8 protein-coding genes are annotated in these 13555 nt (G+C 32.3%); 4 read left to right on the top strand and 4 right to left on the bottom strand.

What is annotated here, in order from left to right:
• Positions 1-888, top strand: a complete 888-nt coding sequence (locus FHK87_RS01350; RefSeq protein ID WP_140588876.1) for a Ppx/GppA phosphatase family protein — start codon at positions 1-3, stop codon at positions 886-888.
• An 88-nt stretch (positions 889-976) separates the two neighbouring features.
• Positions 977-1537, top strand: coding sequence for a porin family protein (locus tag FHK87_RS01345; RefSeq protein ID WP_140588875.1), 561 nt, complete (start codon positions 977-979; stop codon positions 1535-1537).
• A gap of 68 nt (positions 1538-1605) precedes the next feature.
• Here the strand turns inward: FHK87_RS01345 and miaE are convergent, their stop codons facing one another.
• The 3 genes from miaE to FHK87_RS01330 all read right to left on the bottom strand — a co-directional run bounded on the left by miaE (position 1606) and on the right by FHK87_RS01330 (position 5073).
• A complete protein-coding gene (miaE, locus tag FHK87_RS01340; protein ID WP_140588874.1) occupies positions 1606-2187 on the bottom strand; it encodes a tRNA-(ms[2]io[6]A)-hydroxylase in 582 nt (193 codons plus the stop codon).
• A gap of 77 nt (positions 2188-2264) precedes the next feature.
• The gene (locus tag FHK87_RS01335) at positions 2265-3206 is read right to left on the bottom strand and encodes a LamG-like jellyroll fold domain-containing protein (RefSeq protein WP_140588872.1); all 942 of its coding nucleotides are present in this window, start codon (positions 3204-3206) and stop codon (positions 2265-2267) included.
• A 25-nt stretch (positions 3207-3231) separates the two neighbouring features.
• On the bottom strand, positions 3232-5073 hold the full coding sequence (locus tag FHK87_RS01330) for a serine hydrolase (protein ID WP_226293972.1): 1842 nt from the start codon (positions 5071-5073) through the stop codon (positions 3232-3234).
• 262 nt (positions 5074-5335) lie between these two features.
• Here FHK87_RS01330 and FHK87_RS01325 point away from each other — a divergent pair, with 262 nt between their 5' ends.
• Together FHK87_RS01325 and FHK87_RS01320 are read left to right on the top strand one after the other, a co-directional pair.
• Complete coding sequence (locus FHK87_RS01325; protein ID WP_140588867.1) at positions 5336-8200, top strand: carboxypeptidase-like regulatory domain-containing protein; 2865 nt, start codon at positions 5336-5338, stop codon at positions 8198-8200.
• A gap of 4 nt (positions 8201-8204) precedes the next feature.
• Complete coding sequence (locus FHK87_RS01320) at positions 8205-12857, top strand: TonB-dependent receptor plug domain-containing protein (RefSeq protein ID WP_140588864.1); 4653 nt, start codon at positions 8205-8207, stop codon at positions 12855-12857.
• A 152-nt stretch (positions 12858-13009) separates the two neighbouring features.
• On the opposite strand, the gene FHK87_RS01315 is transcribed toward FHK87_RS01320, so the two are convergent.
• A complete protein-coding gene (locus tag FHK87_RS01315) occupies positions 13010-13525 on the bottom strand; it encodes a hypothetical protein (RefSeq protein WP_140588862.1) in 516 nt (171 codons plus the stop codon).
• Positions 13526-13555 lie beyond the last annotated feature (30 nt).

Here is a 13555-nt window from a genome sequence, read left to right as displayed (position 1 = left end):
TTGTTGACCATTAAAAAATTCGGAGCCATAGATATTGGTTCTAATGCTATACGTTTATTAATTAGCACAATACATGAAGAAGAAGGGCAAGAAACCAGGTTCAAAAAAACAAGCTTGGTTCGTGTGCCTATCCGATTAGGAGCTGATGTTTTTAAGACTAAAATCATTTCAGAAGAAAACATAGCTAGAATGATCGATACTATGCAGGCGTATGAGTTGTTAATGAAAACACACAAAGTATTAAGTTACAAGGCTTGTGCTACTTCTGCTATGAGAGAAGCCGAAAATGGAGAACAGATCGTAGATTTAATCAAAGAAAAAACAGGAATACAGATCGATATTATAGACGGTAAAGATGAAGCTGCTATAATTGCAATGACTGACTTGAATGAGTTGATTAAAAAAGAAGCTACTTATCTTTATGTTGATGTTGGGGGTGGAAGCACAGAATTTACGGTTTTTAATAAGGGAAAAACAATCACCTCAAAATCGTTTAAACTTGGGACTGTTCGATTACTCAATAATCTGGTTTCTGATATAATCTGGAAAGATGTTGAAGAATGGATTAGGAACAATACAAAAGATTACAATAGAATTTCTTTGATAGGATCAGGAGGAAATATCAATAATATTTTTAAGACCAGTGGTAAGAAAAATGGAGAACCATTATCGTTCTTATACCTAAGCTCTTACTATGAATTACTAAACTCTATGACATATGAAGAAAGAATATGGAAATTAAATCTTAATGAAGACAGAGCAGATGTTATTATTCCTGCGTCTCGTATCTATTTGTCTGCAATGAAGTGGAGTGGTGCGCAAGAAATACATGTTCCAAAAATAGGATTATCAGATGGGATTATCAGATCATTATATAAAAATTCTTAACCGTCGAAAAATAAATCATTTAAGTAATAATTTTAATAACTCAATTTTTATTGTTAAACTTGTTAAATAACCAATTTAACTTAACACTATGGAAAAAAACTTACCCTACGCCATTATTTTGATTCTTTTTACAATTTTTAATTCTTTTGCCCAGGAGAATACTTATGGAGTTCGTATAGGAGCGAATTTGAGTTCTATTAGCTCAGATGATATCCCCGAGAATTTAGAAGATAGTAGATTTGGAGTGGTTGTAGGATTTCTTGCAGAATATCCAATATCAGAAAAATGGAGTATTCAACCAGAGTTTCAGTTTTCTTCATTAGGAAATGAAGATGAAACACTTAGAGTTAACTTTTTACAAGCGCCTGTTTTCTTAAAATATAATTTTACTCCTGTATTTAACGTTCACATTGGACCTCAAATTGGTTTAAAAATTTGGGAATGGGAAGACAATACAGATCTAGAGGTAGATTTTAATACCTTTAATTTTTCTGGTATGGCAGGAGTAGGAGTAAATATTACAGAAAACTTTTTTGCTGATCTCCGATACGGTTTTGGTTTCAGTAATTTGTTTGATGATGAAGATGTTGAAGGCGATTTTAAAGGAAACAGTAGAAATATTCAACTCTCTTTTGGATATAAATTATAATCTCTTAACGATATAAATCTAAAAAAACCTGTTGTAGCAACAGGTTTTTTTGGTTTATAATATGACTATTATCCGTGTATTGTTTCCTTTTTACCTAGATCTTTCATGATTTCTGCTTCAAAAACGAGTAAATCTTGCCACTTTTTATCTACTTCTTCACGTTCCCCATATTTTCTTGCAAAATTCAAAAACATAGTATAATGATTTGCTTCACTCACCATGAGACTTCTGTAAAAATCAGCCAACTCTTTTTCTTCAAGTTCTTCAGACAATAGCTTAAAACGTTCGCAGCTGCGAGCTTCAATAAGAGCAGCATACAATAATCGATGTACTAAATGGGTGGTTCTACTTCCTCCTTTGGGAAAAAATGTAAGAAGCTTATTTACATATTCATCTTTACGGTCTCGACCAAGAACCCAACCTCTCTCTATAATTTTATCATGAACCATTTTAAAATGGCTGATTTCTTCTTTTACCAATTTCGTCATTTCCTTTACTAATTCTGTATATTCAGGAAAGCTAACAATAAGAGAAATTGCTGTAGAGGCTGCCTTTTGTTCACAAAACGCATGATCAGTTAAGATTTCTTCTATATTTTTTTCTACAATGTTAACCCATCTAGGGTCAGTAGGAAGTTTTAAACCTAGCATAATATACTATTTTAAGATGTTTTCTTTTCTATACAAAGATATTACAAATATCATTTTTAATCATCTATATACTTCAATTATAAAATAGATTGCACACCATTTTGTAGTGTATAAATGGTACTGATTTCTTCGTCAGTAAGTTTTCTACTAAAGATTGATAATTCATCCATTAACCCTATATATCCAAGACCTATATAAATATTAGAAGCTTCTAAGTCCCATGTAAAAGGTGTTGTGATATTAGTACGAGTTCCTTTTAACTCTCCATTCATGTACAACGAGGCTTCTCCATTTTGAGTATTAAGGCCAGAGAAATTAATCAATATGTGTGTCCATACTTCTTTTCCAAAAGGAGGGGTTTTTACAACAGGTTTTAATTTTTCTAGAAAAATAGGGTTTTCATTGTCTGGGCCTTCTGGATTTGGATTCCATACCTCTCGATCACCAATAACTCCTAATCTAAAATCTCTAGGGTTTTCTTTGGTAAAATCTACCCAAATAGCAGCATCATTATAACTAACATCTGTAATTTGTATTGGATCACAATATCCGGGTTCGAGATCTGTGCCAGGGTCTAGTTGTAACCAAAATGATACAGCGCCGCTCCAATTTTCTTTACTATAAGCGATATTTCCCTTACTAGGGTAATAAATATTTCCTTTGCTTCTTTCTGTAAATAATAAGCCATCTCCATATTTCCCTTTTCCTTTAGCAATACTAATATCTGGTTTATGTAACCCTACTTTTGCAGAGTCTTTTGCCTTACGAGAGGGAACCGTATACATTTGTTTGTCGCCAAGTGCAAAATTAGCTTCTACATCATTATCAAAAGAAGCATAAAAAGTAAGTGCATTTTTTAATGCTGTATAATCACTTTTTTCTTCTGTCTCTTCTTTTTTTTCTTCGTCAGGTTGACTATTCTGATCATTACTTTTGGTTTCTTGTTTGCAAGAAGTAAAAGCAAATAAACATATGATAATGATTATGACTGATGATGAATAAAATTGAGTATGTTTCATAGTAACTTTATTTAGTGAATGTTTTTTAAACTTGTTCTTTTATTTTTTGCTCTATTTCTTTTATTTTACTAATGGCATTAGTATTTTCTGGATTAAGCTCCAATGATTTTTTATAGTTTTCTAGAGCTAGATCAAATTTCTCCATTAGCATACATACTTCACCATAACTATCATATACATTAAAGCTATTAGGATATAAAATTGTATTGATTTTAAGAACATCATGCGCCATTTGAATTTTGTTTAAGTTAAAAGCAAGTTCATAAGCAAGTCGATTTAGACTATTCTCGGCAACTGTAAGGTCTCTAGGATTATTTTTTAATAATGTCGAATATGCATTGAGTCCAGCTTCAAAATCTCCATCTTCTACAAGTTCGATTGGTAATTTTTTTTCGTCGCCAATTTTAGGAAAAGCACCAACAATCTTTTCTCCATTTCTATCCAATAATAATAGATTCATTTGATTATTTTCTGGATTTACCTTAAACTGAATTGGGTTTTCTCGATCTCTACTGATATAAGTGCTATCTGATATTCGAAATAATTCTATAGATGCATCTCCAGTTAATTTTTTATAAAGTCGATTATCTTTTTTGGATATTTGAGCAACTCTATTACCATTGATACGATAACGACCTATAACTTCTGCAAGTTTTGTCGAATCTAATCCCATTTTTTTATATGAAGGAACATAACTATCCCAATGATAACTCAAGGCAACAGATCGAATAAGTTCTGAGATAAATTTAGGGTGATTAGAATTGGTAAGTACTACAACACCATATCCTTTGTCTTTGTGCGCTATGAGTTCACTAGAAAACCCTTCATCCCAACCACCATGGCCAAAATAGATCTCATCTTTGTATGTATTTAGAAATATACCAAGACCTACAAAATCTTCTATATAAGGAGTAAGCATTTGCGTTGTCATCGCTTTAGACAATACTTTTTCACTAGTTCCCTTAAGTGTTTGTTGCAAATTAGTGGCAAATTTTGCCAAATCCTCTGCAGTTGTCCATAGCCCCGCGGCTGCCATCTCAGGATATGTATGCCTCTTTCCTTTGGTCATAGAACCATCAGGTAAATAGCCTGTTGCAGCTGCTTGCAATTGTTCATCTAATAAAGGTTGATTAAATGTACTATTATTCATAGCCAATGGTTGGAGAACATGATTGTTCATTAACTCAGGAAAAGGTTTATCTTCTATATCAATCATCATTTGTTGCATTACAGTATACCCTCCTCCAGAATAGCGAAAGCTTTCTCCTGGCATTTTATCAACAACAATTGCATCAGAATTAGCAGGAGGAGTTCCATTTAGAACCTGTATCAAAGTTGGTACAGTAAGATCAGGACTATATCCTAAAAAACCGTGTACTGTCAACCCTCCTGTATGGCTAACCAAGTGTTTTAAGGTAACTTTTTTACTTTCAGTAAATGTATTATCAGGTAGTTTCCATGATTTTAGATAGGTATTGATATCTGTATCTGGATCTATTTTTTGTTGTTGTACAAGTGCTAATGCTCCGTAAGCTGCTACAGGTTTACTAATTGATCCAGCTTGAAAAAGAGTTTGATCAGTAACAGGAGCTTTAGTATCTTTATCCATAACACCATAGCTTTTTATCCAGTCAATTTTATAATCTTTTATAACAGCAATACTCACACCGGGAACACCATAGTGTTTCATACGTTCTTCTATTGTCCATGTTGAGTCTCCTTCAAAATAAACAGGTTGTATAAGATTGGTCTCTACTAATTTAACTGGGCCAGGTTCTTTGGGCGATAAAGGTGTTGATTCTTTTGTTTTCTGTGTACACGAAATCAAAAATGAAGCTATCGCAATGGATAAAATGGTTTTTTTCATAATGTTTTGATTTTGATTGATGATTATTTCTAAAAGCTTAAAGTAACTAAAAATGAAGCGTAGCATTGAAGTATTTAATTAAATTTTAAGAAAAGATCTGACTAAGATTTAATGAGATAATATTGTGTTATATGAACATAAGGAGAATTTCTATGGTATCATTCAAAAACAACTTTACTCACCCAAAAGACAACTTCACTCACTTTAAGTTTTGAGAATTAAATAATGGTAATATTTTTGAAAAGCACTAAACCAAACAATTATGAAAAACTATTTCTTTCATTTTTATATAGTTACATTACTCTTATTGCTTTTTTCTACTTCTATATTCTCTCAGGAACGTACTCTAAAAGGGGTATTAGAAGATGAAGAAGGTGAGCCTCTTCCCGGAGTAAACGTAGTGATAAAGGGAACAAATACGGGAACACAAACAGATTTTGATGGTAATTATAGTATTGATTGTAATGTAGGAGATGTGCTTGTATTTAGTTTTATAGGAATGGATACCAAAGAAGTAGTAATTACTTCAGACATGTTTAATGACGATAATAAAGAAATCAAAATCAAACAAGAAGCAGTAAGCCATATCATTAGTGACAAATACATTGAAGCTATAACCTTAAAAAATAAAAAGGCAAATAATTTTAATATCCCTGATATCTCAAATAGCAGATATAAATACCGAAATAACACCTCATATTTACAGTATGAAAGGATTAAAAGTATTGAAATACAAAAAGAAAAAAATAAAGTCCAACTTACCTATTTTGAACCAGATATATTTTACGAAGTAGGGTGGAACACTACTACAGGGGTTCAATTTGTGAAACAAAGTAATTTACCAAAACTTCAACAAAATTTTGCTCAAGGACAACCTTTTGAAGGTCAAAACACCTATTTTGGACCAGATTCAAATGTATTTTTTTCCTACGGTCCAAGATTAAGCAATTTACAGTTTAATGCTATTGATACCCCATATGATCAAAATGGTGTACTTATACCTATCGGCTCTGGTTCGGGAGCGAATTCTATTGCATATGATAATGAGATATTTGATACTTCGTTCAAAACGATCAATACAGTATTTTTTAATGTCGCTACTGATAAAGATTATTTAGGTTTAGAATATAAAGACGAAAGAATTAGAGATATTTTTGATAAAGAAAATAACCGATTTCATGAAGTAGCATTACGATATAACAACCTCTCTAATACAGAAAAAAATAGTACTTGGGATGCTTCGTTAAAGTATACTACTCAAGAAGACAATCAACCAAATCTTAATGGTTTTTTTAATACGGTTTTACTTACTAATTGGGCAACACCTGTTAGCTTTGAGAATAGGCAAGGAGTAGCTTTAGAAAATGGATTGCAGCGTAGTTTTAGTTCACAGAATTTTAATAATCCATTTTGGTTATTAGATTTTAACCGAAATCAAATAACACAAGATGCTCTTATTGCCGGTGTTCAAAACACTTTTCGATTTTCGGATGTAGTAACGCTCAATACCAATATTAGTAATACCTATACTACGAGAGCAGAACGTTTTGGTGTCATTCCCAATACTGCTGGATTTACTAATGGATTTGCTAGTGATAAAGAATTTGATACAAATACTTTTAATGCTACTGCATTATTTTCATTTACTAAAACATATAAGAAATCCGAAATAGATTTTAATAGTAAAGTAGACTATACAAACAAAGATTTGAAATATAGTTTACAAGAACAAACAGGATTTACTCCTCTTACATTTGATGCTCCAGAGACAATTAGTAATAATAATAAGACAATCAATAGAAATACACTACGTCTTTCTAACATGTTTGCTTACAATATTATAGACTGGAATACCAAAATCAGTTTTACAAACTCTTCTTATGTATCATCAATACAAAATGATAAATGGTTTTTACCTAATCTACAAGTTGATATTAATCTTAGAGAAGCTCTAGATATGTATTGGCTCAATAGACTTAAAATATCAGCAGGTGCAGCTCTTGAAATCAATGAAACTCCCTTGTATTATGCCAATCAGAGTCATAATAGTCTGGACATAACGCCACAACAGATACAAGGTTTTGTGTCTAATGATGATTTATTTGTGAGCGATGATTTACAATTGGAAGAAAAAAAGAGTTATTCTATAAGTACTCAAATTGGTTTCGAACTATTTCATAATAAGAATATCGATTTGAGTATTTTGTATTATCATCACACTGATGAAAAAGTTGTCTTTCCTGTAGAGAGCGAAGGCCAATTTCAACTTCAAAATAGTGCTGATATTAATAATTATGGATTAGAAGCTTCTTTGCATCTATCTTCATATCATTATGGAGGCTTTACTTATTCTCCGAGTCTAGTTTTTACTTGGTATCGTAATGAGGTAAAACGAATTTATAGTGATGAAGATCGTATTCCTATTGCTGGTTTTTCTACAATTTCTAAAAATTTGATTCCTGGTCAATCGGCAGGAGTAATTGTAGGCTCTGCCTATGCAAGAGATAGCGAGAATAATATGATTATTGACGATCAAGGTTTTCCTTTAGTTGCTACAACATCCAAAATCATAGGAGATCCAACACCGGATTTTACCATTGGATTTTCTAATTCTTTTTATTACAGAAAGTTACGACTTAATTTTTTGATCGATTATCAAAAAGGAGGCGATGTTTGGAATGGTACTCAAAATGTACTTAACTATCTCGGAACTTCTGAACAATCTGCCAATGAACGGGCGATTACAGGGTTTGTTTTTGATGGAGTAACTACGCAGGGTACTCCTAACACGACTATTATAGATTTTGCCAACCCAGAAAATGCAATATCAGAAAACAGATTTACAAGATACGGGTTTGAAGGTGTCGCAGAAGAAGCAATCGTAGATGGAAGCTTTATTAACTTAAAATCAGTTGATATTTCATATCAAATCAAAAGAAAAGGGGATCACGATTTTATCAGAGAATTTGATGTAGGAATATATGGTAAAAATCTATTTACCTATAATAAATATGATGGAGCATCACCCTTTAGAAATCTATTTGATCACACATCTGCAAGAGGGCTTCAATTTTTCAACACCCCTATTATCAGCGAAATAGGAGTAACATTAAAACTAAAACTATAACCATATGCAATTATATATACATAAAATAAAAAGAATACTATTGGTAATAGTAATGTGCATGATTACTATCTCTTTTATTAATTATGATAAAAACCATAGGTTGGTCGAGGATATTTATACTCAAACTGATAGACCATTTTATTTTCCGGGAGAAACGATATGGTTCAAATCATATGTTGTTGATGAAAGTCATACTATAACTACTCTAAGTGATGCTATGTATGCAGAACTTATCTCTCCCAAAGGAACCATAGTAAAACGATTAAAAATAGCAGTCAATCATGGATATGCATATGGTAACTTTGATACTCAATATGATTGGGTAGGAGGGATCTACACGCTCAAAATGTACACCAACTGGATGTATAATTATGGTGAATCCTCTTTTTTTACGAAAAAAATAACCATTCAGAAAATCATCAAACCAGAGGCATTACTAACACTTAAATTTGAAAGAGAAGGTTATGGAAAATCCTCAGAGGTTACTGCCAATTTTGAAGCAAAAGACCTTAAAAATAATCCTATAGCAAATCAAGAAATCACCTATGAAGTTGCTGTAAAGGGAGAAAAAATATTTACCGATACAACTATCACTGATACCAACGGAAAAGCGAATCCAATTTTTACACTACCTAAAGATTTGTCTACTATAGATGTTGTATTGACTATATTACTTCCTCATAATGGTACTACAGAATCAATTTCTCGTAGTGTACCTGTAGTATTAGATACTATAGATCTTCAGTTTTTTCCCGAAAGTGGAAAACTCATAGCAGGAACAACAAATCAAGTAGCCTTTAAAGCTGTAAATGAGTTTGGCAAACCAGTAGATATTTCAGGTAATATTACAGATGCTTCAGGAAACGTTTTAGCGAATTTTACCAGCTATCATGATGGTATGGGCGGTTTTGACCTACCTGCTTTATCAAATACTACATATTATGCTCAAATCAAAGCACCATTTACTTCAGAACAAAAAATTAAACTCCCAAAAGTGCATGACCAGGGAGTTCGTTTCTCTACAGTGGTAGATAGTGTTAATGCAACACTACAATTATTTTCTACATTAAACACTTCATTACGATTAGAAATCTCAACTCCAACAAAGACCTTGTGGTCTCGTACAATAAATAAAGACCAAAACACGATACAGATACCAATACATGATTTTCCTATTGGGATTACACAGTTTACAATTTTTGATTCAAAAGATGCCCCTGTTGCAGAACGGTTAGTTTTTTTAAATACTCATAAACAGCTTAAAGTAGAAGTAAATACTGATAAAGAAATTTATCAAACTAGAGAGAAAGTAAACATAAATATAAAAACCACTGATGCAGTAGGAGTACCTATACCTGCTAATTTATCGATAGCAGTAGCGGATAATAAATTACTTTCGCTCGCAGACGACAAACAAGACCATATCTTGTCCTATTTCTTGATGTCATCAGAACTAAAAGGCAATATACACAAACCGGTTTTTTATTTTGATCCAAAAGAACCTAAAGCATCAAAAGCACTTGATTATGTAATGCTTACTCATGGATGGAGGAATTATCTCTCAACACAAATGATAACTCAAGAAAATGCGTCTTATCTTCCTGAACGTGAAGAAGTGCATAAAGGGGTTGTTGTAAACGCACAAGGCAAACCTGTAAAAGCTCACTTGCTTTTATTTGATGAAAATGGAAACAAGGTATTGGTTTTTGATACTAATGATAAAGGAGAATATGCATATAAATTAGGGCAATCCAATTCATATATATTGGTTGCCTATACAGATAATGGTAAAAAAGTATATATCAACCGAACCGTATTACAAAAAGGATATGATGTAGAAAAAAAGTCAACGACTTATATCAATGATGATAAGGATAATAGTATAGTTATTGAGCGTTTTGAAGATATAAAACCACCATTGAAGAAAAAGATTGCTAAAAAAGCAGAAATAGCAGCTTTAGAGAATATAAAACCATCATTGAACAAGAAGAAGATTGCTAAAAAAGGAAAAATAGCGCCTTTATCTTTGGCAGAAAGTGAAGCAGCCGCCTTAGAAGAGGTGATTGTAGCGGCATATTCTACACAACAAAAGATAGCTACCAATAGTAGTATTGTAATATTAAAAACAGAAGAAATACAACCAGCTTCTTCAGTATCTCAGATGCTACAAGGCAGAGTTACAGGAGTAGAGATTACTAGAGCAAATGGTAATGTAGGAAATACATCCCAAATCAGCATACGAGGTATCAGTAGTGTTTCGGGTAACAATCAACCCTTATATGTTGTTGATGGGATCGTCGCAAATCAAACATCATTACAGCAATTGGATCCTGATAGAATAGAATCTATAACTATATTAAAAGATGCTTCTGCTACCGCACTCTATGGTACCAGAGGAGCCAATGGGGTCATTGTGATCAACTCCAAAAACAAAGGTTTTATTAACAACTGGGGGAAGAAAACATTGAATAACCCAACATTTAATAATTATACGTATCAGAATATTTATAAGCAACGATCTTTAGTTAATTATACACCTAAGGAATTTTATGCTCCTGTATATGACAATACCAATATATCTCAAGAGCGTACCGATTTTAGACAAACCATATACTGGAACCCTATTGTTCAAACAGATGATAAAGGAGAAGCTTCTTTATCGTTTTATAACTCTGATGCTATTACATCGTTTAAGGTTATTGCAGAGGGAATCGGCTTTAATGGACTAGTAGGGCGTACTGAAAAGGATTATAGTACCAAAAAACTTTTATCAATAGATGTCAAAACTCCAAATTATATGGCATTGCGTGATACTGTTTTGTTACCAATAACAATTAAAAATGAGTCAAACCAATCTATACAAGCCTCTATAAACCTTGTTCTGCCAAAAGGTATAGAATTGATTAACCCTATAGAAAAAGGAGTTGATTTGGCACCCAAAAGCTCAAAAAAAATACTAGTATCAGTGCTACCAACTGTAATTTCAGAAGAAAAAATGATTACAGTATCTGTAAAAGGTGCATCTTATCAAGATATTGTAAAAAAAGAAGTGGCCTTAATTAGCCCTGATTTTCCAACAGAGGTTTCTATTTCAGGTGCTACAAACCAATCGTATACCTTTGATGTTAATGCTGTTGTAAAGAATAGTCTAACAGCAAACTTCACCATCTATACCGATATTGTTGGTGATGTGATGAATGGTATAGAATCGTTGATTAGAAGACCTTATGGCTGTTTTGAGCAAACTTCTTCAAGTACCTATCCTAATATCTTGATATTGCAATATTTAAAAGAAACAGGAAAAAGTAATCCCGAGATCGAGCAAAAGGCTCTTCAGTTTATAAAAGAAGGGTACAAACGCTTGATTGGTTTTGAAACCAAAGAAGGTGGATTTGAATGGTTTGGTGGGACTCCTCCACATGAAACCTTAACCGCATATGGTGTATTGGAATTTACAGAAATGAAAGAAATATATCCTGAAGTAGACCAAAAAATGATCGATAGGACAGTACAATGGTTAATGAGTCGTAGAGATGGAAAAGGAGGCTTTGAAAAAAGTACTAAAGGATATAGTCATTTTACAAGTACACCAAAAGATGTTGCCAATGCCTATATTGTTTATGCAATTAGTCAGGCTGGTATAAATGTGGATATAGAAAAAGAATATAATCAAGCCTATAACAAAGCCCTCGAAGATAAAGATACATACCGAATGGCATTATTAGCAGCAACAAGTTATAATTTTAAACAACCTAATAAGGCTGCAACATTGATAAAGGAAATTACCAAAAATATAAAACAGTATGGTTATGCTGAATTACCTGTAGCACATACGATTACCAGATCTTATGGAAACTCCAAAAATGTAGAGACCGCAGCATTTACCATTCTTGCACTGCTAAAAGCTAAAGATCAAAATGAGGAGCTACTTACAAAAGGAATAGATTATTTGCTAAGTCAACGAAAAAATGGGAGTTTTGGGTCTACTCAAGCTACTGCCACTGCGCTTAAAGCACTTATTAATTATACTAAAGTTCAAAAAAGTAAATGGATTGAAGAAAACCAAGCAGTAGAACTTATCTTAAATAATAAAAAACTGACTCAACAATTGCAGTTAAATGATAACGGGCAAATTGTGATTCAAAATCTTGAAAATTATATCAAAGAAGGAAAACAAAAGTTATCTGTACGTTTTACAAATCCTAAAATTACATTTCCTTATGAAATGCATGTTGAATGGGATAGCCCTTTACCAGATACATCTAAACAATGTAAACTTAAATTAGAAACTACAATTACCAAACCATCTTATCGTGTTGGAGATAATGTGAGAATGACAGTAATGGTAAAAAATACATCCAAAACCGGATTGAGCATGCCAATGGCTATCATCGGCATCCCTTCGGGAACAACACCACAACCATGGCAGTTAAAAGAAATACTTGAACGAAAAGAAGTAGCCTATTACGAAATATTCAATAACTATATTGTTTTTTATTGGAGAGGTTTTGGTCCTAATGAATCTAAAACTATTTCATTAGACCTAAAAGCAGATATATCAGGAGTGTATCAAGCTCCAGCAAGTTGCACATACCAGTACTATGCAGATGAATATAAACATTGGATTCCAGGTAATACATTGACAATAAAAGAATAAATTGATGATGTCTAAAGAGAGTCTAAATCTTCAAAATGGGTTTAGGTTCTCAAATCCAAAGAATATTTATGATCTAATTTAGAATCAATAATTAATATTACGAACCATTTGAATTTATAAAATAAAGAAGATTTTATCGGAAGGTAATGTTTTTACATTGTGTTCAATTGCGGATATACAACCTCTTTGATATAATCCATCACCCAATCATCAGCTAATCGTAATTGTTCTATTCTTGTATTCAGTTCAAAAATTACCCTATTTTTTAGATCTTCGTCTCTTTTCGGGTTCTCTTTAATTGTATTGTCATAGACAATTATACATAGAGCCTCTAGTAGTATATTTCTCTTATGATCTAATATTTTATGAGTATCCAAAGTTTTTAAAACTATATCTAAATATAGCTCATCAGCTAATAAGAGTTCTTCGTCTTGTTCTTGTAAATATAATTCTGAATCTAGAGACCATTCTTTGAGTATATCCAAATCAAGAGTTACGTTTTGGAAAGTAATTGAGAATTGCTTATTAAAACATTTTGGACATTTTACACCTAAAACTCTATCGTAATCAATCAAATCAAAAGCAGCTTCTTTTTTTGTAACAGTAAGACTCTGTATAGTACCGCATTTTAAACACTCTCTTTCTATTTTATGGTTTTTCTTATCCAAGTTCTATGAGATATCTGGTTGAACAATAAC

The sequence above is a fragment of the Aquimarina algicola genome (genome assembly GCF_006443095.1).
Taxonomy (GTDB): Bacteria; Bacteroidota; Bacteroidia; order Flavobacteriales; family Flavobacteriaceae; genus Aquimarina; species Aquimarina algicola.
This window is presented reverse-complemented; position numbering and strand designations above follow the sequence as displayed.

What these genes read in the sequence shown, in the direction of transcription:
- FHK87_RS01330 (WP_226293972.1), bottom strand. Translation starts at nt 5,073, where the DNA reads ATGAAAAAAACCATTTTATCCATTGCGATAGCTTCATTTTTGATTTCG.
- miaE (WP_140588874.1), bottom strand. Translation starts at nt 2,187, where the DNA reads ATGCTAGGTTTAAAACTTCCTACTGACCCTAGATGGGTTAACATTGTA.
- FHK87_RS01335 (WP_140588872.1), bottom strand. Translation starts at nt 3,206, where the DNA reads ATGAAACATACTCAATTTTATTCATCATCAGTCATAATCATTATCATA.
- FHK87_RS01325 (WP_140588867.1), top strand. Translation starts at nt 5,336, where the DNA reads ATGAAAAACTATTTCTTTCATTTTTATATAGTTACATTACTCTTATTG.
- FHK87_RS01320 (WP_140588864.1), top strand. Translation starts at nt 8,205, where the DNA reads ATGCAATTATATATACATAAAATAAAAAGAATACTATTGGTAATAGTA.
- FHK87_RS01345 (WP_140588875.1), top strand. Translation starts at nt 977, where the DNA reads ATGGAAAAAAACTTACCCTACGCCATTATTTTGATTCTTTTTACAATT.